We start from the raw sequence: 25,574 nt of genomic DNA on the forward strand, positions 1-25,574 counted from the left end.
GGCAGGAGGGCTCATCCGTGGGAACGGACATCACGGCGGACATCGGGGCGGACATCGGGGCGGACATCGGGGCGGACATCGGGGCGGACATCGGGGCCGGCATCGCGGCCGACTTCGGGGCGCTCGGCGAGGAGTTCACCAGGAATCCCCACCCGGTGTACGCGGCGCTGCGCGCCCGGGGCCCGGTGCACCGCGTCCGCGTACCGGAAGGCGCCGAGGCCTGGCTCGTGGTCGGCCACGAGGCCTGCCGCTCCGCACTCACCGAGCCCTCCCTGTCCAAGTCCTGGCGGGACGCCTCGCCGGCGCTGCCGCTGGCTCGGCTCTCCGCGGGCGAGAACCTGCTGAGTTCGAACCCGCCCGACCACACCCGGCTGCGCAAGCTGGTGGCCAAGGAGTTCACCCCGCGCCGCGTCGAGGCGCTCGCCCCGAGGGTACGTACCCTGACCGGCGAGCTCCTCGACGCCATGCTGGCGCGGCCGGCCGGGGCGGCCGACCTCGTCGAGGCCCTCGCGTTCCCGCTGGCGATGGGCATCATCAGCGAACTCCTGGGGGTGCCCTCCCTCGACCGCGCCGCCTTCCGCGACTGGGCCGAACAGGCCCTGAGCAGCCCCGACCAGGCCACCCGGACCGCCGCCACGGCGGCGATGACCCGGTATCTCGTCGCCATGGCGGACGAGATGCGCGAGCGGCCCCGGGGCGACCTGATGAGCGCCCTGATCCGCGCCACCGACGAGGACGGCGGCCGGCTCTCCCCCGACGAACTGATCGGCATGGCCTGGCTGCTGCTCGTCACCGGCTTCGAGACCACCGTCCAGCTGATCTCCGGCGGTGTCCTCGCGCTCCTCCGGCACCCCGGCCAGCTCGCCGCGCTGCGCGCCGATCCCTCGCTCGCCGACGGCGCCGTGGAGGAGGTGCTGCGGTACGAGGGACCGGTCGAGACCACCACGTACCGGTTCACCACCGGGCCCGTGGAGATCGCCGGGACCCCGATACCCGGAGGCGGCGAACTGGTGCTGGTCTCGCTCGCCGGCGCCGGCCGGGACCCCGCGCGCTTCCCCGACCCGGACCGCTTCGACATCCACCGGTCCGCGGGCGGGCACATCGCCTTCGGCCACGGCATCCACTACTGTCTGGGAGCCCCGCTGGCCCGCCTGCAGGCCCGTACGGCCGTCACCGCGCTCCTGGCGCGCTGTCCGGTCCTCTCCCTGGACGCCGACCCCCGTGACCTCACCTGGCGCGCCGGGCTCCTCATCCGCGGCCCCCGGCAGCTGCCCGTCCGCTGGCGGACCTGAACGCCCAGCCGTGCCGGCGGCAGCGCGCCATGTGAAAACTTCACCTCGCGCTGGTGACCGGGGCACTGTCCCGCGATCACCGGATCCTCGCAGAATCGTCAGTGAACGGACCGACCCGCGCCACGACGACGCAGAGGGAACTCCACCGCCATGACCAGCCTTTCGGCCAACGCCCGTATCAGCCCCAGCACCGGATCCGTACCGATACCCGTCCGCCCCTCGAAGCCGGGCCTGGTGATCGAGAACCTCGACGCCCTGCCGGACACCGCGTACGCCCTGTTCACCGTCTGCAGCCAGACGCAGCTCACGGGCCCGGCGGCGCCGATCGCCGGAGGGCTCGGGGCATGAGCACGGCCGAGCGCGAGCGGCCGGCCGTGCCGGCCCCGGCCCCGTCGGCCCCCGCCGAGGCGCTGGTGGGTTTCAAGTCCCATCTGCGGCCTACGGTCGTCCCGGGCGACGCCGCCTATCTGGTGTCCCGGCGCGGGGTGACCGCCTTGAGCGGGAGCGGGGCGGAGGTCCTCGTACCGCTGCTCGACGGCACCCGGACCGCCCTGGCGGTCCGGCAGGAGGCCGCGCTGACCCTGGGTGCCGAGGACGCCGAGGCGGCCCTCCTCTCCCTGGCCGACGCCGGGTTGATCCGCTCCACCACCCCGGCGGCGGAGGCCGAGGCCGAGGCGTACTGGGACCTGGCGGGGCTGGACGGCGGCGAGGCCGCCGCCGGGCTGGCCCGGGCCTGCGTCGCGATCGAGGCGCTGCCCGGCCTGGAACCGCGCCCGGTGGCGGAGGCCTGCCGGGAGTCGGGCATCGCGGTCGCCGCGGACCCCCTCGCCGCCGATCTGGTCCTCGTCCTGTGCGAGGACTACCTCTCCCCCGGGCTGGCCGCCGTGGACGCCCGCCTCCGGGCCGCGGGCCGGCCCTGGGTGCCGGTCAAGCTGTGCGGGACGGACCCCTGGGTGGGCCCGTTCTTCCGGCCCGGCTCCGGCCCCTGCTGGCACTGTCTGGCCGTACGGCTGCGCGGTCACCGGCATTCCGAGGTGCCGGTGCGGCGCGCGCTCGGCCTCGACGGCCCCGTGCCGCGGCCGCCCGCCGGGCTGGCGGCGGGCACGGCGCTCGCGGTGAACCTCGCCGTCCTGGAGGCCGCCAAGTGGCTGGCCGGGCTGCGCCGTCCCGAGCAGGCCCACATCCTTGCCTTCGACACCCTGCGCCTGCGCACCTCCAGTCACCCGGTGGCCCGGCTCCCGCAGTGCGCGGCCTGCGGGGACCCCGGGCTGGTGGTCCGCCGGGTCGGCGCCCCCTTCGTCCCCGTGTCCCGGCCCAAGGCCGCAGCGACCGGGGGCGGGGACCGCGCCCTGACCCCGGCGCAGATGCTGCGTGCGTACGGGCACCTCGTGGATCCGGTGACCGGGGTGGTCAAGGAGATCCGGCAGGCCTCCGGAGCACCGGACTTCGTCCACGCGTACACCTCCGGGCACAACCTGGCGATGGAGTCGTCGTCGTTCGCCGGTCTCAGCTCGGGCTTGCGCGCGCTCAGCGGCGGCAAGGGCCGTACCGCCGAGGAAGCCCGTACGAGCGCGCTGTGCGAGGCGGTCGAGCGCTACAGCGGGACGCGGCACGGCGACGAGCCGGTGGTCCGCGACTCGCTGCGCGGCCTGGGCGGGGTGGCCGTGCACCCCAACGACTGCCAGCTGTACGGCCGCCGCCAGTTCGCGGAGCGGGAGCTGTGGAACGCGCGGCACTCCCGCTTCCACCACGTGCCGGCGCCGTTCGACGAGAGCCGGCCGACCGACTGGACCCCGGTGTGGTCGCTCACCGAGGGCCGCCGGCGGCTGCTCCCCACCTCGATGCTGTACTTCGGGCGGGGGACGGACCCCGCCGCGGACGAGCCCTGGGCCGACTCCAACGGGAACGCGGCGGGCAGCAGCCCCGAGGACGCGTTGGTGCAGGGCTTCCTGGAGCTGGTCGAGCGGGACGCGGTGGCCCTGTGGTGGTACAACCGCACCCGTCAGCCCGGTGTGGACCTGGGGGCCTTCGAGGACGAGTGGGTGGAGCGGATCCGCCACGGCATGCGCCGGGTGAACCGGGAGGTGTGGGCCCTCGACCTCACCTCCGACCTGGGGATCCCGGTGTTCGCTGCGCTGTCCCGGCGGACCGACAAACCCGCCGAGGACGTGATCTTCGGCTTCGGCGCGCACTTCGACCCGCGGGTGGCCCTGTGCCGGGCGCTGTCGGAGCTGGGCCAGCTGCTGCCCGCCGTCGGCGACGTACGGCGGGACGGCCGCGGATACCGGATCACGGACCCGGAGCCGCTGTCCTGGTGGCAGCGGGCCACCGTCGCCAACCAGCCATATCTGGCGGCCGATCCGAGGGCGCAGACCCGCACGCCGGGCCACTGGCCGTCGGCCCGGGGCACCGATCTGCTCGACGACGTACGCGTGATCACCGAGCTGGTCCGGGGTAAAGGTATGGACCTGCTCGTACTCGACCAGAGCCGACCTGACCTCGGACTTCCCGTGACGAAAGTGGTCGTACCGGGACTGCGTCATTTCTGGGCGAGGTACGGCCCGGGCCGGCTCTTCGACGTCCCCGTGCGCCTCGGCCGACTGGCCGAACCCACACCGTACGACCAGCTCAACCCGGTCCCGCTGTTCGTATGAGGGAACGATTCGCGCCCCTTGCCCACGCCCCTCCCCTATGCTCACACCTGGCGTGTAACAGAGGAACGCTTAAGGGGGATTGACATGCCTGGCCGCCTCAAGTCCTCGGATGGACCGTCGGAGGCGGTCCTGGTCGAGGGCATTCTGCGACGGAGCCGGGACTTACCCGCACCCCGGATGGCCCAGGTCATCCTCATCGCCGCACTCCTCTGCTACGTGGGCATCACCGCCCTGAACATCCTCAGCGCCGGAGTCCAAGGGCCGGCCCTGGCAGCCGCCTTCGGATGCCTCGGCGCGGTCTTCGCCCTCCAGCTCCTGCACTCCCGTACGAGCACGCAGCGCGTCCCGGCCGGCCGCCGGGCCCTGACCCTCGGCTCCCAGGCCGCCTTCACCTACCTGCCGCTCATCGCCCTGAAGTCGCAGTGGGGCGCCATGGCGGGCTTCCTCGCCGGCTCCCTGCTGCTGCTCCTGCCCCCGCGGCCGGGCTGGATCCTGTACGGCTCCGTGGGCGTCAGCATGCTGGTGCCCCCGCTGCTGGAGGGGCGGCCCCTACTCGACAGCGTCTACCTGGTGCAGACGACCCTCCTGACCGGGCTGGTCACCTTCGGTCTGACCCGGCTGTCGGAGCTGGTCCGCGTCCTGCACGAGAGCCGCGGCGAACTCACCCGCGCCGCGGTCACCCGCGAACGGCTGCGCTTCGCCCGCGATCTGCACGACCTGCTGGGGTACAGCCTCTCCGCGATCCAGCTCAAGGGCGAGCTCATCCACCGCCTGATCCCGGCGCACCCGGCCCGGGCCATGGACGAGATCGAGGACGTCCTGGCCATCTCCCGCCAGTCGCTGGCCGACGTGCGGCGGGTGGCCAGCGGGTACCGGGACATGTCGCTGGAGGAGGAGATCGCCTCGGCCAAGTCGGTACTGGGGGCGGCCGAGGTCGACGCGGTGACCGACATCCGCATGGGAGAGGTCAGTTCGCCGGTGGACACGGTGCTCGCCACCGTGCTGCGGGAGGCCGTCACCAACGTGCTGCGCCACAGCCGGGCCGTGCACTGCGAGATCACCGCGGTCGAGGAGGACGGCCTGATGACGCTGTCGGTCACCAACGACGGCGTCACCGAGGGCTACCGCGACACCTCGCCGCACAGCGGCAGCGGCCTGGGGAACCTGGGGCTGCGCGTGCGGGCGGTGGGCGGGGAGCTGACGGTCGAACGGGGTCCCGGCACCCTTTTCCGGCTGGTCGCGCAGGTTCCCGCGCACGGGGACGTCGACCCCGACCTCGACGAGTCGGACGAGCCGGCGGAGGACGGGCGCAGCTGGCTCGTCGCCTGAGGTGACGGCTCGCACCGGCCGCCAACCGGCCGCCGGACCGGGCCGGTTGCTATGATCGCAAGTACAAGATCGACCGCGCGGACGGGGGGCTCGTCACGGTGATCAGAATCCTGCTGGCCGAAGACATGCACATGGTGCGCGGTGCGCTCGTCGCCCTGCTCGACCTGGAGGACGACCTGGAGGTCGTCAGCGAGCTGTCGCGCGGGGACGAGATCCTGGCCGCCGCCCTCGACGTCCGGCCGGACATCGCGATCATCGACATCGACCTCCCGGGGCTCGACGGGCTGAGCGCCGCCGTGCAGATCCACGAACGCCTCCCGGAGTGCCGGACGCTGATGCTCACCAGCCTCGGCCGCCCCGGCACACTGCGCCGGGCCCTGGCGGCCCAGGTCTCCGGCTACCTCCTCAAGGACGACTCCCCGAAGGAACTGGCCAGCGCCATCCGGCGGGTGGTCGCCGGCCAGCGGGTCATCGACTCCAAACTGGCCGTGGCCGCCTGGAACGGTCTGGAGAGCCCGCTGACCGACCGCGAGACCGAGGTGCTGCGCATGGCGGCCCAGGGCTCGGAGGCCGCCGAGATCGCCGGCGAGCTCCACCTGTCCACCGGGACCGTACGGAACTACCTGACGACGGTCGTGATGAAGCTGAAGGCCCGCAACCGGGTCGACGCGATCCGCATAGCCCGCGACGCCGGCTGGCTGGTCTGACCGTACATTCGAGTGGTCTTGGGCGCCGACCGCCTGCCATGGGGCGGCATCGCCCGGGCGCTCTCGTAACGTCGCGGCAAACGAAGCGCACGCGGAGCGGTTCCGGGACTCCGCAAGTCCCGTACGGGCAAATGCTCTTGCGCCGAACCCCGCAACGACCCCAGCCGGGAGCACCAGATGACGTCGACCGCGACCCCGAGGTTCTCCGTATTCACCCCCAGCCACCGCCCCCGTTTCCTCGACGAGTGCCTGGCGACCCTGCAGGCGCAGACCTGTCCGGACTGGGAGTGGATCGTCCTGCTCAACAGCGGCGCCCGATGGCGGCCGGAGCGGCCCGACGACCGGGTCCGCGTGGTGATCGCGGACGAGGTGCAGGGTGTCGGGGCGGCCAAGCGCAGGGCCTGCGAACTCGCGCGCGGCGAGATCCTCGTGGAACTCGACCACGACGACCTGCTGGCGAAGTCCTGCCTGGCCGAGCTGGGCACGGCCTTCGACGAGCACCCCGAGGCCGTCTTCGTCTACAGCAACACCGCGCAGATCGCCGAGGACGGCAGCCGGGACGACACCCGCTGGGACGAATCCTGCGGCTGGCGGTACGAGGAGGTGGAGGTCGACGGCCGCAAGCTGCAGCAGATCATCTCGCTGGCGCCGACCCCGCACAACGTCTCGTACATCTGGTACGCGCCCAACCACGTACGGGCGTTCCGCAAGGAGAGCTACGAGCAGGCCGGCGGGTACGACGCCGCGCGGACGGTCCTGGACGACCAGGACCTGATGTGCCGCCTGTTCCACATCGGGGACTTCCACCACATCGACCGCTGCCTGTACCTCCAGCGGGTGCACTCCGCGAACACCCAGAGCGACCCGGAGGTCAACGCGCACATCCAGCGTGAGACGGTCGTCCTGTACGACAAGTACATCGAGGCCAACGCGCTGGCGTGGACCCAGCGGCGCGGGCTGCTCGCGCTGGACCTCGGCGCGGCCCACCGCAAGCCGCCCGGCTACCTGGGCGTGGACCAGTACCCGGGGAAGGGCGTCGACATCGTGGCGACGCTGCCCGGGAAGCTGGACCTGCCCGACGGTTCCGTGGGCCTGATGCGGGCGGTGGACTTCCTGGAGCACGTGCCGTCGAAGGTGCCGCTGATCAACGAGCTGTACCGGCTGCTGGCGCCCGGCGGCATGCTCCTGACGATGACGCCGAGTTCGGACGGGCGCGGGGCGTACCAGGACCCGACGCACGTCGCGTACTACAACGAGAACTCGTTCTGGTACTACACGGACGATCAGTACCGCACCTTCGTCCCGACGATCGAGGCCAAGTTCCAGTCGTCGAGGCTGGTCACGTACTTCCCGAGCGAGTGGCACTCGAGGAACGACATCTCGTACGTGGTGGCCAACCTCATCGCGATGAAGGAGGGCGCCGCGCGGTGCGGCGGACCGCTGCTGGTGTAGGTGCGTGCGGCAGGCGAACGCCGGCGCCCCGGGGCTTCCGCCCCGGGGCGCCGGCGTTCCGTCAGGGAAGTTACGGCGTCGTGTCGACGCACACCACGTAGGCGGCGATCGGCTGGCTGGCTCCGATCGTGACGGTCGTGGCCTGCCACCCGTTGGGTGCGACGGGCTGGCTTTGGTGCACGATGCCGTTGTTGGTCTGGAAGCCGCCGCCGGTGGCCTGGTCACCGGCGTTGCAGAAGACGGTCGCCGTGCCGTTGGTGGGGTCGGAGACGTTGACGTACGTGGTCACCGTGCCCGTCTCACCCTGGAAACCCTGGTTGCCCTGGAACCCCTGGTTGCCCTGGAAACCCTGGTTGCCCTGGAAACCCTGGAACCCCTGGTTGCCCTGGTTGCCCTGGAACCCCTGGTTGCCCTGGAAACCCTGATTGCCCTGGTTGCCCTGGAAACCCTGATAGCCCTGGTTGCCCTGGAAACCCTGGTTGCCCTGGTTGCCCTGGGAGCCCTGGTTCCCCTGCTCACCCTGGACTCCCTGGTACCCCTGGGGGCCCTGGACGCCCGGTCGGCCCGGGTGGCCGGGCCGGCCCGGCCTGCCCTGCGGGCCCTGCGGGCCACGGCCCTTGCCGCCGTGGTCACCGCCCGTGACGACGCCGGCGGGGCCGGGCAGTGCCACGGCGCTGTCGGCGCCGGAGCGGTGGATCGCGTCGGCGATGGCCGTCGTCGTCGGGACGACGTTGAGCGCCACGGCCAGCACACCGGCCCCGACCATGGTGGCGGACTTCAGACGTCTGGTTCGGATCGTTCGATGACTCAAGAGAACCGTCCTCACAGGACTTGGAGGGGTCACGCCCACGAGCGCGCGCCTCTGGCTACGAACGAAGCCATTGTTAACTCTTCGTGATCGCGTGATCACGTTCCGGACCATGTCGCGGCGACGATCACCCGGGCGGCCCCGCTCCTCAGCGGGTCGCGTACGGCGGACGGTGGGTGGTGAACCAGCGTTCGGCGAGGACGGAGACCCGGTGGAGCGCTCCGGGCTCCTCGAAGAGGTGGGTGGCGCCCTGGACGAGCTCCAGACGGTTCTCGCAGCGCAGGCGGGCCTGGGCCTCTCGGTTGAGGGCGAGGACCTGGTGGTCCTCCGAGCCGACGATCAGGAGGGTGGGGGCCCGGACCCCGGCGAGGCGGGATGCGGCCAGGTCCGGGCGGCCGCCGCGGGAGACCACCGCGTGGACCGGCGAGTCAGGGGAGGCCGCGGCCACGAGGGCGGCCGCCGCACCCGTACTGGCTCCGAAGTAGGCCGGCGGGGCCGGGGTCCGGGTGCCGAGCCAGGCCGTGGCGGCGGTGAGGCGGGCGGCCAGGGTGTCGATGTCGAAGACGTTCGAGCGGTCCGCCTCCTCCGCCGGGGTGAGCAGGTCGAACAGCAGGGTGCCCAGGCCGGCCCGGTTCAGCGCCGCGGCCACGGCGCGGTTGCGGGGACTGCGCCGGCTGCTGCCCGAGCCGTGCGCGAACAGGACCACCGCGCCCGCGCCCTCCGGGAGGGTGAGGTCGCCGGGAAGGCACAGGCCCGCGGCCTCCACCGCCACCTCCACCTCCGCCCGTTCCGGCGGGTCCGGCCGGCGCGGCGACTGGGCGAGGAGCGAGACGACCTCCTCGTCGGAGGTCTGGGAGAAGTCCCGGTACCACTGGCCGACCGAGGAGAAGCCCGGCGGCGCGGACAGGCAGACCACCTCGTCGGCGACCTCGCCCACCCGCCCCAGCGCCTCCGGCGGGGCCACCGGGACCGCCATCACGACCCGGGCCGCGCCCTGCGCCCGTACGACCCGGCAGGCTGCGGCCGCCGTGGCGCCGGTCGCGATGCCGTCGTCCACCACGATCACCGTCCGGCCGCGGAGGTCCTCCTGCGGCCGGCCCGCGCGGTAGCGGGCGGCCCGGCGGGCCAGCTCCGCCCGTTCCGCCTCCTCGACGGTGGCGATGTCCCGCGGGCCGAGCCGCCCGCGGGAGACGATGTCCTCGCTGATCACGCGTATGCCGCCCTCGCCGATGGCGCCGAACGCAAGCTCGGGCTGGTACGGGACCCCCAGCTTGCGGACGATGACCACGTCGAGCGGGGCGCCGAGGGCGTGGGCCACGTGGAAGGCGACCTGGACCCCGCCGCGCGGCAGCCCCAGGACCACGGGGTGGTCCTCCGCGTACCTCGCGAGCTCCGTGCCGAGCCTTCGGCCTGCGTCGTCGCGGTCCGTGAAGAGCATTGCGGGTCATCCCCAAGGGTCGTTCCCGGCGTTCCCTGCCGTACTTCGAAACAACGCCTCCCGGCGCCCGCGTGCAACTCGGGTCCTGCGGCCGGTGCGGCGGCCCGTCCGGTGGTCCGTCCGGTGGTCCGTACGAGGGAGGTGGGCCCGGGTCTGTGGGTTTTGGGGGATGGGCAGAGGTGGGGTGCCTGCGTAGGTTGGCCGGGAGGCCGCGTTGCGCCGCTGACCCGGCGCTTGGGGGCGGGCTCTGACGACGAGGAGGGGGCGGCGCGATGCGTGAGCTGGTGGAGACGGCGCGGCAGTGGGCGGCCGAGGGGCGGGCCGCGTTCTTGGCCCGGCCGGTGGCCGAGCAGGGGTTCGGGCCGCGGGACCCCGCCGGGGCCCTGCTCGTGGACGCGCGCGGGGAGTGCGTCGGGGCCCTGTACCGGGGTGTGTTCGACGCCGAGCTGGTGGCGGAGGCCGGAGCCATGGCCGCCGGGGCGACCGCGCGGGTCTGCGACGTGTCGGTGGGGGCCGACGAGGCGGCCCGGGCGAAGCTGACCTGCGGCGGGCGGGCCGAGATCCTGCTCCAGCCGCTGTCGGCGGTGCCCGCCGCCTGGTGGGACCTGCTCGGCGAGGGTGTCGGCGTCGCTCTCGTGACCCGGCTCGCCGAGGGGGCCGAGCACGCGGTGAGCGAGGTGGTGCGGGCCGTCGACGCGCCGGCCGACGACGCCGAGCGGCGGGCCGGCGAGCTGCTGGCCACGCGCCGGCCCGGGCGGGACGCGCTGTACGGGGAGCGCGGGCTGGTGTTCGTGGAGGCGTACCCGTCCGCCCCGTACGTGGTCATCGGCGGGGGCGGCGAGCTCGCCGAGATCATCGAGGCGCAGGCCCTGCTGCTGGGGTGGGGGGCCGGACTCGTCGGCTCCGTCGCCGAGGCGGGGAAGCTGCTGGAGGCGCGCCGCGACGCCGCCTGCCTGGTGATGCTGAGCCACGATCCCGAGTTCGACGTGCCGGCCGTACGGACCGCGCTCGCGCTGGGGATTCCGTACGTGGGCGCGCTCGGTTCCCGCAGGACCACCGCCCGGCGGCGCGAGGGGCTGATCGCCGCCGGGGTGTCCGCCGCCGACCTGGCGCGGGTGCGCGGACCGATCGGGCTGGACCTGGGGGCCCGGACGCCCCCGGAGACGGCGCTGGCGATCTGCGCGGAGATCCTGGCCGTGCTCGGCGGGTACGAGGTCCGGGCGCTGCGCGATTCGGACGGGCCGCTGCGCTAGGGGGTGTCCGCCGGGACCTGTCCGGCATGCGGGGTGTCAGCCGCCGAGGGCGCGCTTGAGCTGCGTCTTGTTCATGTCGGAGCGGCCGTGGATGTTGCGGCGCCTGGCCTCCGCGTAGAGCTGTTCGTACGTCGGCCCCTGCGCGCCCGAGTGGGAGTGCAGGCCGCCGCGGCGGGCCGAGGAGATGTCCTCCAGCGACTGCCTGCTCGCCGTCTCGGACTCGCCGGCCCGGGCCCGTTCCTTGTTGACGGTCCGGGCCGCGATCTCCTTGGCCCGCTCCTCGGACTCGCCTCGCCGCTCGGCGCTCTCCTTGATGTGCTCGTACTGGCGTTCTCGTTCGGGTGAAGATCCGCGGGGCATTTTCGGGCTCCTTTCCGGGCGGGTCGCCGTTGCGCCTGCCCCCGATCCGGCGCGGTAGTCGTCCGGCCCTCGGAGCAGGGCCCTCCCCGCGGTCAGGGTGAAACAGGCACTAATGCGGGAAAATAGTGCGTATGGACATGACCTTGAGTCTGGACCAGACCCTGGGCAGCATCGCGTGGTTCCTGGTCGTCGGGATCATCGTCGTCGGCGTTCTGCTGGGCGGCTTCAAGCTCGGCCAGCGGGTCCGGGCCAAGGAGCCCCCGCCGCCGACCGCCGAGAGCCAGCCCCACCTGCCGAACGGGGGCGCGGTCTACGAGGTCCGCGAGGAGCGCGAGAGCGTGGAGATCCCCGAAGGCGGCCTGCGACCGCACGAGATGCAGGGCTACGGGAATTTCGGCTCCACCACGAGCAGTCATCAGGAGGAGGACCGCGCGGAGCGGGAGGCCGGCTACCGGAACCCGCCTCAGTACCCGGGGCCGCAGCAGCCCCCGCACGGTGAGCCGCCGGTCTACAAGCCGACCGGCAACGCCTGACGGAACCGGCCCTGACCCGCGCCGCGCCGCGCCACGGCGCGCTCAGGGGCGTCAGAGCTCGGTGCGCAGCCTGAGCACTTCCGGCGGCGGGTGCCGGGCCGTGGAGGGGTGGCGGACCTCGGCCGTCAGCGGCGGATCGAGCGGGCGGTACGGCACCTCGCCGATCCCGATCGCGGTGACCGTGGCGCCCGCCGGGGCGCGGGCGTGCCCTTCGCGGGTCGCCACCGCCGCCACCACGTCCGCCCGCAGCGCCGCCGTCAGCGGGCTCGACACGAGCGGGGTCTCGTCCCCGACCGGCAGCACCAGGACCAGCGCGAGGGGGCGGCGGGGGGTGCCGGTGTAGCCGACCACCGCCGCGTCCCGCACCTGCGTGTGCCGCAGCTTCTGCCAGCCGCGCCGGCCCGCCGGGTACGTCTGGTCCAGTCGCTTGACGACCAGCCCCTCGATGCCGCTGGCGGGCAGGGTCTCGTACCAGGTGGCCGCCAGCTCCGGGTCGGTCGTCATCGGGACCGGCTGCAGCGGCGGGCCGAGCGGGAGCAGCAGGTCGACCAGGAGCGCCCGGCGCCGCTCGTACGGGCGCCCCCGCAGGTCCAGCCCGGCCAGTTCGAGCACGTCGAACGCCGCGTACGAGGCGGGCAGGCTCTGGGCGAGTACGGCGGCCCGCGCGGCCGTGGCCGCCGCGGCGCGGCGCTGGACGAGGGCGAAGTCCGTACGGCCGGCGTGCCAGACCACCACCTCGCCGTCGAGGACGGTCTCGGCGGGCAACTGCCGGGCCGCGGCCGCCAGATCGGGGAAGGCGGCGGTCACGACGCGGCCGGAGCGCGCCTGCAGCACCACGTCCTCGGCGGTGCGCACGACCACGAGGCGGTGGCCGTCGAACTTCGGCTCGTACGCGAGACCGTCCCCGCGCGGGAGGGTCCGGACGGAGGCGGCGAGCGCGACGCGGATCACGGCCGGTCCCCGGGGAGTGCGGGCAGCCGGTGGCCGCGGCCGGGATCGGTCAGCGGGGCGAAGAGGTCCCCGTCGCGCTCCAGCCTCGGCGGGATGTCGTCGGCGAGGAAGACGAGGTCGGCGGGGGTGCGGCAGGCCGCGACCTCCTCCCAGGAGACGGGGGCGGAGACGGTGGGCCGGGCCCGCGCGCGCAGGGTGTAGGGGGCGGCGGTGGTCTTGGCGGCAGCGTTCTGGCTGTGGTCGACGAAGACCTTTCCGGGGCGCAGGGCCTTGGCCATCCGGTGCAGGACGAGGTCGGGGAGGGCGCGCTCGGCCTCCTGGGCGAGGCCCTTCGCGTACGCGGACACGCGGTCGGACGGGGTCGGCTCCAACGGGACGGCCAGGTGCAGGCCCTTGGAGCCGGAGGTCTTGGCGTACGCCTCCAGGCCGTCGGAGGCGAGGCGCTCGCGCAGCCACAGCGCGACGGCGCAGCACTCGACGGCGGTGGCGGGCGCGCCGGGGTCGAGGTCGATGATCAGCCGGTCGGCGAGGGCCGGGCTGCCGGCCGGCCACTGGGGGGTGTGGAACTCGACGACGAGGTTGGCGGCCCACATGAGGGAGGGCAGGTCCGCGACGACCACCTGTTCGGCGGAGAGGTCCTCGGAGCGGGGCACCGGGGTGGTCTTCACCCAGGCGGGCGTGCCGGGCGGCGGGTTCTTCGTGAAGAAGAGCTGGCCGTCCGGGCCGTCCGGATAGCGCAGGAACGACACCGGCCGGTCGTGGATGTGGGCCAGCAGCGGAGCGGCGACGGTGGCGTAGTAGTGCAGCACCTCGCCCTTGGTGTAGCCGGTCTCGGGGTACAGGACCTTGTCGAGGTTGGAGAGCGGGATGCGACGCCCCTCCACCATGGTGATCGGCGTCATACGATGAGACTGCCATGAATCGGGAGGAACCGTGCGATCCATCTGGAACGGGGCGATCTCCTTCGGCTTGGTCAGCATTCCGATCAAGCTGGTGAACGCCACCGAGAGCCACTCGATCTCCTTTCGCCAGATCCACCTGAGCGACGGCGGACGGATCCGCTACCGCAAGGTGTGCGAGCTGGACGGCGAGGAGGTGGCGACCGCCGAGATCGGCAAGGGGTACGAGGAGGCGGACGGGTCGATCATCCCGATCACGGACGAGGACCTGGCGCAGCTGCCGATCGCCACGGCGAAGACGATCGAGATCGTGTCGTTCGTACCGGCGGACGAGATCGATCCGCTGCAGATGGACGCGGCGTACTACCTCGCGGCGAACGGGCCGACGGCGGCCAAGCCGTACACCCTGCTGCGGGAGGCGCTGAAGCGGAGCCGGAGGGTCGCGATCGCCAAGTACGCGCTGCGGGGGCGGGAGCGGCTCGGCATGCTGCGGGTGGTCGACGACGTGATCGCGATGCACGGGCTGCTCTGGCCGGACGAGATCCGGGCGCCGGAGGGGGTGGCTCCGGAGGGGAAGGTGTCGGTGCGGGAGGCCGAGCTGGACCTGGCGGACGCGCTGATGGCGACGTTGGGCGAGGTGGAGATGGACTCGTTGACGGACGAGTACCGGGAGGCCGTCGAGGCGATGATCTCGGCGAAGTCGGAGGGTGCGTTCGAACCCCCGGCGGAGGCCGGGGTGCAAGCGGCCGGCGGCAAGGTCATCGACCTGATGGCGGCGCTGGAGAAGAGCGTGAGCGCGGCGAAGGCCTCGCGGGGGGAGGCCGGCCCGGAGGCGGGCGTCACCCCGATCCGGCGGAAGACGGCGGCCGCGCCGAAGTCGGTGGGCGGGAAGAAGTCCACGGCCTCGACGAAGAAGACGGCGGCCTCCGGTACGAGGAAGACCGCGTCGGCCAAGTCGACTTCGGCCAGGTCCACCACGGCCAAGTCGACGGCCGCGGGCAAGTCGACGGCCGCGAAGTCCGCCGTGAAGTCCACGTCGAAGGCGGCCTCGGCGAAGAAGTCCGCCGCCGCGACGAAGAAGACGAGCCGCAAGCAGGCCTCGGCCTGATCGCCGCCCGGCATGATCCGAAAGACGCGGCCCAAGGCCGCAGGATCACGCGGGTGGTCGTGCCGTGCGCGTACGGCTTTCCGCCCTCGGCGCCGACCACCCGTGCCTCGGCCGGGGCCGGTGGTCCGCCCGACGTGCAGGGCCGTCCCCTCGCACCGCAGCGGGGTGTCCCCTCCAGTACCGGACGGATCATGTGCACCCCCAGCTGCACGGTCGTGTACGTGGTGCCCGCGGGCAGGCGGGTCATCACGGCCGAGCCGAGCGCCGAGTCGAGGAGCGTGGCGAGGAACCCGCCGTGCACCGTGCCCATCGGGTTGATGAGGTGGTCGCCCGGGTCCCCCTCGCAGACCACGGCGCCCTCCTCGGCCTCCGTCAGCCGGAAGCCGAAAGCCGGAAGCCGGAAGCCGAGGGTGCTCATGATCGAGGCCTCGCAGGCCGCGTACGCCATCCCGAGTGCCCCGGCCCGCCACGATCCGCTGGTGGCCGCGTTCGAGGAGTGGGTCCGGGCGCGCATCGCGGAGCCGCTGTCCATCGCCGAGGCGGCCCGCGATCTCGGGGCCGGCGAACGCACCCTGCAGCGCACGGTCGCCCGTACGGCCGGCCGTCCGCCGATCCGCTCGTGCAGGACCTGCGGGTGGAGCAGGCCGAGCACCTGCTGCGCACCACCGGCCTGCCGCTGGCGGCGGTCGCCCGCAGGGTCGGCTACGAGAGCCCGGGGCCCTGCGGGCCCTCCTCCAGCGCTGCCCGGGCAAGGGCCCGGGCGGCGCTGCGGCCCGCGGGCCCGGGCTGATCCGGGAGCGGGGCCGGGAGGTGTCCCCTAACGGCCGTTGCGGGGCTTGCGGACCGTGAAGGACCGCGAGCGGGGGCGGTGCGGGAGGGGCGGGAGCCAGGTGCGGGTGTCGCGGGCCTGGATGAACAGGGCTTCCATGTCCGGGGGTTTGAGGGTGGTCGGGGCCGAGGCGAGGTGCGCCCGGGCCGTCGCCGGCTCCAGGACGCGGATGTCGCGGACCGTCGGGGCCACGTCGACGCGGGAGGCGTCGACCAGGGCCAGGGCCGGCAGGACCGGGGCCGCGAGCGCCCGGGTGGCCGCGGCGGCGGCCCGGCGGATCCAGCGCGGGTCGGGGCGCGGCTCGGCGCGGCCCACCGTCACCAGCAGGTCCCCGACGGCCGCACGCTGGCGGCGCCCCGGGAGCGTGCGCACGCAGAAGATCCCCGCCGGGCCTATGAGCAGGTGGTCGATGCCGCCCAGGCCCGGCAGCGGGACGCCGTGCAGGACCCGCCAGCCGTCCGGTTCGAGGGAGTCGAGGAGGTCGCCCATGCGCTGCTGGGCGGTCAGGTCCTGGCGGAGCCGGTGCCGGGCCCGGGTGCCCGTCGAGCCGTGTTCCAGTTCGCCCAGCAGGAGTTCGCCGGGACGGTTCGGGGCCAGGTCCTCGTCCGGCGGAAGGGCGAGTCTGCGCAGGTCCGCCGGTGTGGGCACCGGCGGTGGCCCGATCGTGAACGGGCCCGCGATGTACGGGCGCAGCGCCGCCACGACCGCGTCGCGGTGCTGGTCGGCGAGCACGCTGATCCGGTTGGTCTGCCGGTCGTACCAGGCCACCGCCTGGCCGTCGGGCAGGTTGACGTAGAGCCGGCCGCGGCCGGGGCGGCCGCTCGGCAGCACCTTGAGTCCCCGCATGGACCTCACCCCCCGCCGTACATGGGAGCAGCCCGGGCGCCCCGCGGCAATCCCCCGGTGGAGTTCTCGGCCGTGTAACAGCTTCTACGGAACTCCGCCGGGTGCCTGTTACACGCTCATCGCGGTACTGACACAGCGGACTCCTAGGTTTGTCGCACCTGGACCGGACCGAAGGATTTCCCGTGAGCACCGTCGACCGCCGCACTCTCGGACGAGCCGCCGCAGTGACCGTCTGCGCCGGAACCCTCCTCGCGCTGCCCGCCGCGGCCGCTCTGGCCGAGGGGGTGCCCGCCGCCTCGGCGGCGCACTCCGCGGGTGCGCCCCGGACCCTGGTCAAGAGCCTCGCCCTCGCGGACGGCGTGTCCAAGGCGAACGTCTACCGGGTCGCCGGCGGCGGCTTCCAGGCCGACATCCTGGCCGCCGACGGCGCCAAGGCGGCCACCTTGACCAGCCGCGACGGCGTCGCCGGCTTCGGCCGCTCGGGCCCGCTCCACGCCGCCCTGCAGCCCGACGGCCGGCTGTCCTCCTGGGTCGGCGAGACGGACGGCGCGGGCGGCCGCACCGCCACGCCCGTCTCCGACGGGTACAAGACCGGGGTCCGCGACGGGAAGGTCGTCCAGGCCTCCGCCGGGCACGCCCGCACGGTCGCCGGCGGGGCCCTGGACACACTGGCCGACGGGCCGGGCGACGGCGTACTGCTGCTCGCCGCGGGCGGCGGCATCGCGGCGGTGGGCGCGGCCGGGCTGGGCTTCGCCATGCTGCGCCGCGGGCGTACGGAGGGCTGATCCGCGCGGACCGCAAGGGAGCCCCCGAAGCCCCCGAAACGGTCATATCTCTACATAAGGTTAAGATGCGCCGATGAATGCCCGCCCCCCTGCCCGCGCCGCCCTGCTCGCCCTGCCCCTGCTCCCGCTGCTGCCCCTGCTGGCGGCCTGCGGCGACACCGGCGGGCCGGTGGGTGCCGGTCCGGCCCCGACCGCGAGCGGGCCCGTACATCTGTGGCCGGAGCGCAAAGGGGCTTCCGTACCGCCCGCCGAGCCGGGAGGCGCGCCGCCGGAGTACGTGCAGGGGCTGCCGCCCGTGACGGGCCAGAACGTGCACCAGGTCGATCCGGTGGCCCTCGTCCAGGCGGAGCTGGCCGCCCACCCGGGCACCGACGTCGGCCCGGACGGGATGCCCCCGGAGACCGTCGCCGCGATCAAGACGTGCGGGCAGGCGGGGCAGCCGCGCGAGAAGTGCCCGGTGCTCGCCCCGTACTACCGGGACCTGACGGGCAACGGCGTCGACGAGCTCGTCGTGGGCATCGAGATGCCGGACCGGATGATGTCCGTACGGGCGTACACGGCGGACCCGGACGGACGCCTCAACCGGATCATGGCGACGACGCAGACCCTCGTCACCGTGGAGCTGGCCGGGCAGGACGTGATCCTGCGGATGCCGAGCGGCAATCCGGGCTACGAGCTCGTCACCGCATGGTCGTGGGACGAGAGGCAGCGGACGATGCTGCCGACGCGCGAGCAGATCGTGCGGCTGCCGGGAACGGCGCAGAGCCCCTCCGCGTCCCCGCCGCTGAAGCCCTCCGCCGAGGGGACCCCGTGAAGCGGGTGAAGGGGCGGCTGCCCGCCTGGACGGCCACGCTGACCTGGAAGTCCGGGCTGTTCATCATCGTGATGTGCTGCTCGCTCGCGGCCGTGCTCGGCGCGCTGGTGCACGTGGAGGTGACCCGGCAGACCGTCGCGGCGGCGCGGGACAAGGCATTGGAGAAGCTCCACGACGTCTCCCTCGAGTACGAGGCCGGCGAGGCGCTCCCGCCCGACGCGGGGATCGACCCGGCGGGGCTGCCCCCGGCACTGCGCGCCCTGGCGGTGTCCGGGCAGCGCGCGACGATGGTGGCCGAGTACGAGGGCCGGCCGACGATGTGGGCGGCGGCGCCGGCGGACGGCAAGGCCCTGGCGACGGCCGTGGACTACTCGCAGAGCGCGCGGACGATCAACGGCCTGGACAACGCGATCATCGGCTCCTCCGTCCTGGCCATCGGCGGAACGCTGCTGGTGGGCGCCTTCGCAGTGACCCGGGTGACGCGGCGGCTGCACCTGACCGCGACCGTGGCCCGGCGGATCACCCAGGGCGATCTGGACGCGCGCGTGGACGATCCGCGCACGAAGGACCCCTCCCGCCACCAGGACGAGGTGGCGACGGTGGCGGGCGCCCTCGACACGATGGCCGGAACCCTCCAGGCGAAGCTGCTGAGCGAGCAGCGGTTCACGGCGGACGTCGCACACGAGCTGCGCACGCCGCTGACGGGTCTGCAGGCGGCGTCGGAGCTGCTGCCGGAGGGGCGGGCCACGCAGCTGGTGCAGGAGCGGGTGCGGACGATGCGCGGGCTGACCGAGGACCTGCTGGAGATCTCGCGGCTGGACTCTGGGCGCGAGGTGGTGGAGACGGATCTGCACCAGCTGGGGCGCCTGGCGCGGCGGGTGGTCCGGGCCTCCGGGACGGAGACGGAGCTCGTGATCGTGCGGGACGCGCACGTGGAGACGGACCGGCGCCGGCTGGAGCGGGTGTTGGGGAACCTGGTGGCCAACGCGCACAAGCACGGGCGGGCGCCGGTGGTCCTGACGGTGGACGGCCCGGTGGTGACCGTGCGGGACCACGGCGACGGGTTCCCGGAGTACCTGATGACGCACGGCCCGCAGCGGTTCCGGACCGGCGGCGCGGGAACGGGCAAGGGACACGGGCTGGGGCTGACCATCGCGGTGGGACAGGCGGAGGTCATCGGCGCGCGGCTGGAGTTCCGCGGCGCGGAGGGCGGCGGGGCGCTGGCCGTGCTGACGCTGCCGGAGCCCCCGCCGGGGTCTGCGCCGCGGCCCTGACGGCCGTGGCGGCGCTGACGGCCGTGGCGGCGCTGACGGCCGTGGCGGCGCTGGTCACGCGGCCGGCGGGGCCGGCTTCGGCTTCGTCCAGGGCCAGCGGAGCCCGGGCCCCCGGCCGGACGGGGCGTACGCGTACTTCCAGCCCTTCTGGAGGTGCAGCCGCTTGGAATGGCCCGCCGGGACCCGCTCGTACACCAGGACCGTCGCGGGGCCGCCGTCGGCCGAGGGGACGGGGATCTCGTACCACTTCGGCGGATGGCCGGTCGGTCCGAGGAGGATCGGCAGGACACGGCCGTCCATCGGGCCGCCCTCGAAGGGCGTGGGTTCGCTTTTCACCCCACCAGTGTCACAGCAGGTGGGCGGCCTCGGAGACCACCGGGATCACCCGGCGGGCCAGGACCCCGACCGGGCCGTCCGCCGATTCCATGGCCAGTGCGGCCCGCGCCGCGGCCGCGGTCTCCGGGTCGGTGGCCGCCGTCGCCGTCAGGAGGGCTATGAACTGGTCGACCAGCCAGTCGCGCAGGACCGAGACATCAGGCTGCTTGCCCTCGTCGATCCAGATCAGGGAGGCCGCCTCGACCGCGGTGATCCAGGTGCGGACCATCATCCGCAGCCGCGGGCCGGGGGCCGGGACGGCCAGGTGGTAGAGGATCTGCTGGGCCGCGGCCCGTCGGATGCCGTCGACCGTGGCCGTCGTACGGGAGGTCTCGACGACGCTGCCGCCCTGGAGGAGGGCGGAGAAGCCGGCGTCGTGCTCGTCGACGAAGGCCAGGTAGCGGTCCAGGGCCCGGGAGAGCCGCTGGGTGAGCGGACCGGCCTGCGGTTCGTCGAAGCACTGCTGCAGGAGGTCGGCCGCCGAGCGCAGGGCGGCCTCGTACAGCTGCTGTTTGCCGCCCGGGAAGTAGCGGTAGACCAGGGGCCGCGAGACGCCCGCCGCCTCGGCGACGTCGTCGAGCGAGACCTCTTCCGGGGCCCGGTGCGCGAACAGCGACAGGGCGGCGTCGAGGAGCTGGGCCCGCCGCTCCTCGACGCTCAGCCTGCGGTACGCGCGTACGGTCGTCATGCCCGCAGGGTAGCCCCGAAACAGCCGGTTCAGGCGAGGAGTCCCGAGCTCTTCCAGAGCCTGCGGCCGACCCCGCGCAGGACGCCGATGTCGTCGAGGAAGTCCGTGAGCCGCTTGGCGCCCGTCTGCATGACCTCGCGCCGGTGGCCGCTCGCCTGGACCTGGGCGAGGGCTTCGCGCCGGTCGAGGCCGACGTTCTCGTAGACCTTCGGGTTGACGAAGGCCAGCGAGAAGACGCGTGCGGCCTGGCCGCAGCTGACACGGGTCAGCTCCTGTTCCCAGCGCGGGGCCGTCAGCATCTGGCGGCGCAGCTCCTCGCGGGCGTAGCGGACGTGCCGGGCCTCCTCGATGACGTGGATGCGGGTGACGCCGCGGACGAGGGGCTGGATGCGCTCGTCCGGGAAGGTGAGGCGCTGCATCCAGTCGAGGATCTCCTCGCCGAGGAGGGTGCAGGCGAAGGAACCGGGGGTGGTGGAGACGGTCTTGAGGATGCGGGCGAGGTTGTGGTTGGTGCGGGAGACGGGGTAGGCGGGGGCGCCGGCCTTCTGGATCATGCGGGCGAACATCATGGAGTGGCGGCACTCGTCGGCTATCTCGGTGAGTGCGTACCGGACGTGGTTGCTGGTCAGGGACTTGTCGTAAATGTGCCGGACCATCAGCTGCATCAGGATGATCTCGAACCAGATGCCGAGCGAGCCGAGCGCCGCCGCCTCGTGGCGGGAGAGGTCGATGCGCTGCTCCTCCCCCATCTTCTTCCACAGCGGGGTGTCGTAGAGGGAGAGCAGCTCGGGCGGCCAGTAGTACTTGCCGTCGATGGGCGGGGCGTCCCAGTCGAGTTCCTTGTCGGGGTCGAAGGAGTGCTTGGCCGAGGATTCGAGCAGTCGCGCGGCGATCTCTTCGCGGTCCTTGAGGAGGCCGAGCGCGTCCTGCAGGGCGCCTCGATCGGTCACGGTCGTCATGGCTTCGGATACCTCGCTCATCGGGTTACCGGCGGTCAACAGTTATGAGACTGCTTGTCAGTAAGACCGTCAATCCCCTGCGCACGACTTGTTGACCCCGCGTCTACCAACGTGTGACGCTGCCAACCATCCAGTCCTGTACGGAAGTACACGAGCCGAGGGGGCGTCAGTGTCGACGCACGAGCTCTACACCAAGGACCCGGGCGCGGACGTCTGGCAGGTTCCGGCCTCCGGCGCGGCCCGTTTCAGCTGGGAATACGCCGAAGGCCGCGAGCGGCTCCTGGCCCTGTACCAGAAGGGCAAGGACAAGCAGTGGGACGGCGCCAAGCGCATCGACTGGGAGCTGGAGGTGGACCCGTACAACCCGCTCGGCACCCCGGACGAGGCACTGACCCTCTACGGCACCCGGCACTGGTCCCGGCTCACCGAGAGGGACAAGGGCGAGCTGCGCCGGCACTACACCGCCTGGAACTTCAGCCAGTTCCTCCACGGTGAGCAGGGCGCGATGGTGTGCGCGGCGCGGATCGTGGAGTCGGTGCCGGACCTGGACGCGAAGTTCTACTCCGCGACCCAGACGATGGACGAGGCCCGGCACGCCGAGATCTTCGGACGCTTCCTGCACGAGAAGGTCGGGATGCTCTACCCGATCAACGACAACCTCCAGGCGCTGCTGGGCGACACCCTGCGCGACTCCCGCTGGGACATGCCCTACCTGGGCATGCAGGTGCTCATCGAGGGGCTGGCGCTGGCGGCCTTCGGGATGATCCGCGACACGACCGACAAGCCCCTGCCGAAGCAGATCCTGGCGTACGTGATGCAGGACGAGGCCCGGCACGTGGCGTTCGGGCGGATGGCCCTGCGGGACTACTACAAGCAGTTGACGGACGCCGAGCTGCGCGAGCGCGAGGAGTTCGTGATCGAGGGCTGCTACCTGATGCGGGACCGGCTGCGCGGGGTGGAGGTGCTGGAGAACTTCGGCATCTCGCGCAAGGAGGCCGAGGAGTTCACCGAGCAGTCGGAGTTCCTGCACCTGTTCCGGAAGCTGCTGTTCAGCCGGATCGTGCCGTGCGTGAAGGACATCGGGCTGTGGGGCGAGCGGCTGCAGAAGGCGTACCTTGACATGGGCGTCTTCGAGATGGGCAACTCCAACCTCGACCTGCTGATGACCCAGGACGAGGAGATCGCGGAGGCGCTGGACCGCGAACGCTTCGCGGCGGAGGAGGCGGAGCGGGTGGCGGAGGTGGAGGCGGCGATCCAAGAGGGGCTGGACACCCCGTAGAGGGTGCGGATCGGGCCGGTCGGGCCCGGCTCAACGCGCCTCGAGCGCGGCCTCCATCACCGCCCGGGCGATCGGGGCGGCCGCGCCGTTTCCGCTGATGTCCCCGCGGTGCGCCTCGGCGTCCTCGACCACCACGGCCACGGCGACCCCCGGTCTCGGCGCGTCCTCGGCCTTCGCCCAGCCGATGAACCACGCGTACGGGGTCCCGGCGTTGCCGACCCCGTGCTGGGCGGTGCCGGTCTTGCCGCCGACCACCGCGCCCGGGATCGCGGCGTTGCGCCCGGTGCCGTTCTCCACCACCTGCACCATCATCTCCTGCAGGCGCAGCGCCGTCGCCGGGTTCATCGCCCGGCCCAGACTGCGCTGCTGCCCGCGCCGGACCTGGTCCCCGTCGTCCTGGGTGGTCCGGTCGACGAGGTGGGGGGAGGCGAGTTCGCCGCCGTTCGCGACCGCCGCCGCCACCATGGCCATCTGGAGCGGCGTGGCGGTCGTGTTGAACTGGCCGATCGAGGAGAGCGCCAGCTGGTCCGGGCTCATGTCGGTGTCGAAGTTCGACCGCGACACCCAGGCGGGCACCCGCAGCCCGCCCTCGTTGAACCCGAACCGGCGCGCCGCGTCCACCATGGCGCGCAGCCCGACCCGTACGCCGATCTTCGCCATCACCGTGTTGCAGGACCACTGCACCGCCTCCGCCATCGAGGCGTCCTGGCAGCCGGTGGCCGCGTTCGGCAGCAGGGTGCTGGTGCCGGGCAGCGGGTAGGGGTCGGGGGTCTGCGTGGGCGCGTCCACATCGGTGACCACCCCCGCGTCGAGGGCCGCGGCCGCCGTCACGATCTTGAAGGTGGAGCCGGGCGGGTACGTCTCGCGCAGCGCCCGGTTCAGCATCGGCCGGGCGGGGTCGGCGTTCAGCCGGGCCCAGGCCGCCTTGACGGACCCGCCGGTGCCGGAGAGCGCCGCAGGGTCGTACGAGGGGCTGCTGACCAGCGCGAGGATCCTGCCGGTGTCGGGCTCCAGGGCGACGGCCGCACCGCGCCGGCCCGCCAGTCCGGTGTACGCGGCCCGCTGCGCAGCCGCCCGTACGGTGGTCTCGGCGTTGCCGCCGGACGGGCGGCCGCGGGCCAGCTCGTACCAGAGCGGGAAGGCCGAGAGCCCCGGGTCGGTGCCGGAGAGGATCGCGTCCTCGGCGCGCTCGAGGAGGCTGGTCCCGTACGTCTGCGAGGAGAACCCGGTGACCGGCGCGTACAGCGGACCGTTCGCGTACGTCCGCTCGTAGCGCAGCAGCTGGCCGCTGTCCCGGGATCCGGTGACGGGCCGCCCGTCGACGAGGATGTCCCCGCGGGGCTCGGCGTAGCGCTGGACGGCCGGGCGCTTGTTGGCCGGGTTCGCCCCGTACGCGGCGGCCTCCCAGACCTGCACCCTTGCCACGTTGACGAGCAGGGCCGCGAGCAGCAGCGCGCAGAACCAGGCGCACCAGCGGATGTAGCGGATCACTCGCCGCCCCCTCGGCCGCCGGCTCCGTCCGGGCGGGGGCAGCGGGCGCTGTCGCCGAGCCGGACGAGCAGGGCGACGATGACCCAGTTGGTGACGACGGAGGAACCGCCCTGGGCGAGGAAGGGCATGGCCATGCCCGTGAGCGGGATCAGCCCGGTGACTCCCCCGGCGATGACGAACACCTGGAGGGCGACGATCGAGGCCAGCCCGGTGGCGAGGAGGCGGCCGAAGGGGTCGCGCAGCGCGAGCCCGGCGCGGAATCCGCGGTGGACGAGGAGTCCGTAGAGCAGCAGGATCGCGGTGATGCCGACGAGGCCGAGCTCCTCGCCGGCGGTGGCGAGGATGAAGTCCGACTTGGCGGCGAAGCCGATGAGGAAGGACTGGCCGTGGCCCAGCCCCGTGCCGAGGAGTCCGCCGGCGGCGAAGGCGAAGAGGGACTGGGCGAGCTGGCCGGGCCCGTCTCCCCGCTCGATGGAGGCGAAAGGATTCAGCCAGTCCTCGACCCGGCTGTGCACGTGCGTCTCGAAGGTCCCGACGGCGTACGCCCCGACGGCGGCGAGCAGCAGCCCGATCGCGATCCACCCGATCCGTCCGGTGGCGGTGAACAGCATGATCACGAACAGCCCGAAGAACAGCAGCGAGGTCCCCAGGTCCCTTTCCAGGACCAGCAGGCCGACGCTGAGCAGCCAGATCGCGAGGATCGGACCGAGGACCCGGCCGGGCAGCAGGCGGAGCTTCCAGAACAGCCGCCGCCCGGTGAGCGCGAGGGCGGTGCGGTTGGCGGCCAGATAGGCGGCGAAGAAGACCGCGAGCAGGATCTTGGCGAACTCTCCGGGCTGGAAGGAGAGCCCGGCGAACCGGATCCAGATGTGGGCGCCGTTGACGGCCGGGAAGAACACGGGGACCAGCATCAGCGCGAGCGCGGCGGCCACGGAGAGGTACGCGTACCTCTGGAGCACGCGGTGGTCGCGCAGGAGGACGACGACGAGGACGAAGAGGGCCACGCCGAGGGCGGACCAGCGCAGTTGGTCGCCGGCGGTGAGGTGGGCGGGGGTGGTCGCGTCGAGGCGCTGGATGAGGACGAGCCCGAGTCCGTTGAGCAGGACGGCGATGGGGAGCACGAGCGGATCGGCGTACGGGGCCCGGAAGCGGACGGCGAGGTGCGCGAGCAGGGCGGCACCGGCCAGCCCGGCGGCGTAGCGCCCGGCGGGCTCGGGAGTGCGGCCGGTGGTGGCGAGGCCGACGCAGAGGTGCCCGAGGACGCAGATGAGGACGGCTCCGGCGAGGAGCGTCAGCTCGACGCCTCTGCGCGTGGACGCGGAGCCGTCGGGGGGCGGGGGCGGCGCGGGCTCCGCCACCTCTGCCGTCAGAGCGGTCATATCGGAAACGTAGCAAGCGGACGGATGGTATGTCCGCTTATGTCATAGAGTGCCGAGGAGTAGTCAGAATC

General features: G+C 73.2%; 25 protein-coding genes and 1 pseudogene. 14 read left to right on the forward strand and 12 right to left on the reverse strand.

Going from position 1 to position 25,574, the window contains the following annotated elements; all coding sequences use genetic code 11:
• The first annotated feature begins 89 nt into the window (after positions 1 to 89).
• The 6 genes from K7B10_RS14710 to K7B10_RS14735 all read left to right on the forward strand — a co-directional run bounded on the left by K7B10_RS14710 (position 90) and on the right by K7B10_RS14735 (position 7,434).
• Positions 90 to 1,292: a cytochrome P450 family protein gene (locus K7B10_RS14710; RefSeq protein WP_229345051.1), complete on the forward strand. Its 1,203-nt coding sequence runs from the start codon at positions 90 to 92 to the stop codon at positions 1,290 to 1,292.
• Positions 1,293 to 1,442: 150 nt separating this feature from the next.
• A complete protein-coding gene (locus K7B10_RS14715) occupies positions 1,443 to 1,640 on the forward strand; it encodes a hypothetical protein (RefSeq protein ID WP_229336499.1) in 198 nt (65 codons plus the stop codon).
• Positions 1,637 to 3,946, forward strand: coding sequence for a TOMM precursor leader peptide-binding protein (locus tag K7B10_RS14720; RefSeq protein WP_229336500.1), 2,310 nt, complete (start codon positions 1,637 to 1,639; stop codon positions 3,944 to 3,946). The genes K7B10_RS14715 and K7B10_RS14720 overlap by 4 nt, the downstream gene beginning before the upstream one ends.
• Before the next feature lie 177 nt (positions 3,947 to 4,123).
• Entirely contained in the window at positions 4,124 to 5,275 is a 1,152-nt protein-coding gene (locus tag K7B10_RS14725) for a sensor histidine kinase (protein ID WP_229336501.1), read from the forward strand.
• Positions 5,276 to 5,373: 98 nt separating this feature from the next.
• Complete coding sequence (locus K7B10_RS14730; RefSeq protein WP_229336502.1) at positions 5,374 to 5,982, forward strand: response regulator transcription factor; 609 nt, start codon at positions 5,374 to 5,376, stop codon at positions 5,980 to 5,982.
• Positions 5,983 to 6,159: 177 nt separating this feature from the next.
• Entirely contained in the window at positions 6,160 to 7,434 is a 1,275-nt protein-coding gene (locus K7B10_RS14735; protein WP_229336503.1) for a glycosyltransferase, read from the forward strand.
• Between the two features lie 70 nt (positions 7,435 to 7,504).
• Here K7B10_RS14735 and K7B10_RS41260 read toward each other — a convergent pair whose 3' ends face one another.
• Together K7B10_RS41260 and K7B10_RS14745 are read right to left on the reverse strand one after the other, a co-directional pair.
• Positions 7,505 to 8,245, reverse strand: coding sequence for a collagen-like domain-containing protein (locus tag K7B10_RS41260; protein ID WP_308284580.1), 741 nt, complete (start codon positions 8,243 to 8,245; stop codon positions 7,505 to 7,507).
• Positions 8,246 to 8,390: 145 nt separating this feature from the next.
• Positions 8,391 to 9,680, reverse strand: coding sequence for a phosphoribosyltransferase family protein (locus K7B10_RS14745; RefSeq protein WP_229336504.1), 1,290 nt, complete (start codon positions 9,678 to 9,680; stop codon positions 8,391 to 8,393).
• Between the two features lie 272 nt (positions 9,681 to 9,952).
• Between K7B10_RS14745 and K7B10_RS14750 the strand changes: the two genes are divergently transcribed.
• Positions 9,953 to 10,933: an XdhC family protein gene (locus K7B10_RS14750; protein WP_229336505.1), complete on the forward strand. Its 981-nt coding sequence runs from the start codon at positions 9,953 to 9,955 to the stop codon at positions 10,931 to 10,933.
• Between the two features lie 36 nt (positions 10,934 to 10,969).
• Here K7B10_RS14750 and K7B10_RS14755 read toward each other — a convergent pair whose 3' ends face one another.
• A complete protein-coding gene (locus K7B10_RS14755; RefSeq protein WP_229336506.1) occupies positions 10,970 to 11,293 on the reverse strand; it encodes a plasmid stabilization protein in 324 nt (107 codons plus the stop codon).
• A gap of 131 nt (positions 11,294 to 11,424) precedes the next feature.
• Here K7B10_RS14755 and K7B10_RS14760 point away from each other — a divergent pair, with 131 nt between their 5' ends.
• Positions 11,425 to 11,826 carry a DUF6479 family protein gene (locus K7B10_RS14760; RefSeq protein ID WP_229336507.1) on the forward strand — a complete coding sequence of 134 codons (402 nt, stop codon included), beginning with the start codon at positions 11,425 to 11,427 and terminating at the stop codon, positions 11,824 to 11,826.
• Between the two features lie 51 nt (positions 11,827 to 11,877).
• Here K7B10_RS14760 and K7B10_RS14765 read toward each other — a convergent pair whose 3' ends face one another.
• Both K7B10_RS14765 and ligD read right to left on the reverse strand, forming a co-directional pair.
• The gene (locus K7B10_RS14765; RefSeq protein ID WP_229345054.1) at positions 11,878 to 12,774 is read right to left on the reverse strand and encodes an ATP-dependent DNA ligase; all 897 of its coding nucleotides are present in this window, start codon (positions 12,772 to 12,774) and stop codon (positions 11,878 to 11,880) included.
• Entirely contained in the window at positions 12,774 to 13,679 is a 906-nt protein-coding gene (gene ligD / locus K7B10_RS14770; protein ID WP_229336508.1) for a non-homologous end-joining DNA ligase, read from the reverse strand. The genes K7B10_RS14765 and ligD overlap by 1 nt, the downstream gene beginning before the upstream one ends.
• Before the next feature lie 31 nt (positions 13,680 to 13,710).
• Between ligD and ku the strand changes: the two genes are divergently transcribed.
• Positions 13,711 to 14,784, forward strand: a complete 1,074-nt coding sequence (ku, locus tag K7B10_RS14775; protein WP_229336509.1) for a non-homologous end joining protein Ku — start codon at positions 13,711 to 13,713, stop codon at positions 14,782 to 14,784.
• Between the two features lie 58 nt (positions 14,785 to 14,842).
• Here ku and K7B10_RS41595 read toward each other — a convergent pair.
• Positions 14,843 to 15,316: pseudogene (locus K7B10_RS41595) on the reverse strand (PaaI family thioesterase); the annotation flags it as partial.
• An 87-nt stretch (positions 15,317 to 15,403) separates the two neighbouring features.
• Here K7B10_RS41595 and K7B10_RS14780 point away from each other — a divergent pair.
• Positions 15,404 to 15,574, forward strand: a complete 171-nt coding sequence (locus K7B10_RS14780) for a hypothetical protein (protein ID WP_229336510.1) — start codon at positions 15,404 to 15,406, stop codon at positions 15,572 to 15,574.
• 27 nt (positions 15,575 to 15,601) lie between these two features.
• Here K7B10_RS14780 and K7B10_RS14785 read toward each other — a convergent pair whose 3' ends face one another.
• Positions 15,602 to 16,459 (reverse strand): nuclease-related domain-containing protein, encoded by an 858-nt coding sequence (locus K7B10_RS14785; RefSeq protein WP_229336511.1) that lies wholly within the window; start codon positions 16,457 to 16,459, stop codon positions 15,602 to 15,604.
• Positions 16,460 to 16,641: 182 nt separating this feature from the next.
• Here K7B10_RS14785 and K7B10_RS14790 point away from each other — a divergent pair, with 182 nt between their 5' ends.
• The 3 genes from K7B10_RS14790 to K7B10_RS14800 all read left to right on the forward strand — a co-directional run bounded on the left by K7B10_RS14790 (position 16,642) and on the right by K7B10_RS14800 (position 19,332).
• Positions 16,642 to 17,244 (forward strand): hypothetical protein, encoded by a 603-nt coding sequence (locus tag K7B10_RS14790; protein ID WP_229336512.1) that lies wholly within the window; start codon positions 16,642 to 16,644, stop codon positions 17,242 to 17,244.
• Between the two features lie 73 nt (positions 17,245 to 17,317).
• Positions 17,318 to 18,058, forward strand: a complete 741-nt coding sequence (locus K7B10_RS14795) for a hypothetical protein (RefSeq protein WP_229336513.1) — start codon at positions 17,318 to 17,320, stop codon at positions 18,056 to 18,058.
• 5 nt (positions 18,059 to 18,063) lie between these two features.
• On the forward strand, positions 18,064 to 19,332 hold the full coding sequence (locus K7B10_RS14800) for an ATP-binding protein (protein ID WP_229345057.1): 1,269 nt from the start codon (positions 18,064 to 18,066) through the stop codon (positions 19,330 to 19,332).
• A gap of 54 nt (positions 19,333 to 19,386) precedes the next feature.
• On the opposite strand, the gene K7B10_RS14805 is transcribed toward K7B10_RS14800, so the two are convergent.
• Genes K7B10_RS14805 through K7B10_RS14815 form a run of 3 tightly spaced genes read right to left on the reverse strand, consistent with a single transcriptional unit; the run spans position 19,387 to position 21,354 of the window.
• A complete protein-coding gene (locus tag K7B10_RS14805) occupies positions 19,387 to 19,668 on the reverse strand; it encodes a DUF8847 domain-containing protein (protein ID WP_229336514.1) in 282 nt (93 codons plus the stop codon).
• A gap of 10 nt (positions 19,669 to 19,678) precedes the next feature.
• Positions 19,679 to 20,395: a TetR/AcrR family transcriptional regulator gene (locus K7B10_RS14810; RefSeq protein WP_229336515.1), complete on the reverse strand. Its 717-nt coding sequence runs from the start codon at positions 20,393 to 20,395 to the stop codon at positions 19,679 to 19,681.
• A 29-nt stretch (positions 20,396 to 20,424) separates the two neighbouring features.
• On the reverse strand, positions 20,425 to 21,354 hold the full coding sequence (locus K7B10_RS14815; RefSeq protein WP_229336516.1) for an AurF N-oxygenase family protein: 930 nt from the start codon (positions 21,352 to 21,354) through the stop codon (positions 20,425 to 20,427).
• A gap of 169 nt (positions 21,355 to 21,523) precedes the next feature.
• Between K7B10_RS14815 and K7B10_RS14820 the strand changes: the two genes are divergently transcribed.
• Entirely contained in the window at positions 21,524 to 22,633 is a 1,110-nt protein-coding gene (locus K7B10_RS14820) for a ferritin-like domain-containing protein (protein WP_372481411.1), read from the forward strand.
• 30 nt (positions 22,634 to 22,663) lie between these two features.
• Here the strand turns inward: K7B10_RS14820 and K7B10_RS14825 are convergent, their stop codons facing one another.
• Complete coding sequence (locus tag K7B10_RS14825; RefSeq protein WP_229336517.1) at positions 22,664 to 24,124, reverse strand: penicillin-binding transpeptidase domain-containing protein; 1,461 nt, start codon at positions 24,122 to 24,124, stop codon at positions 22,664 to 22,666.
• Positions 24,121 to 25,503, reverse strand: a complete 1,383-nt coding sequence (locus tag K7B10_RS14830) for an FtsW/RodA/SpoVE family cell cycle protein (protein ID WP_229336518.1) — start codon at positions 25,501 to 25,503, stop codon at positions 24,121 to 24,123. The genes K7B10_RS14825 and K7B10_RS14830 overlap by 4 nt, the downstream gene beginning before the upstream one ends.
• Positions 25,504 to 25,574: the final 71 nt, after the last annotated feature.

This window comes from Streptomyces flavotricini, from assembly GCF_020639365.1.
Taxonomy (GTDB): Bacteria; Actinomycetota; Actinomycetes; order Streptomycetales; family Streptomycetaceae; genus Streptomyces; species Streptomyces flavotricini.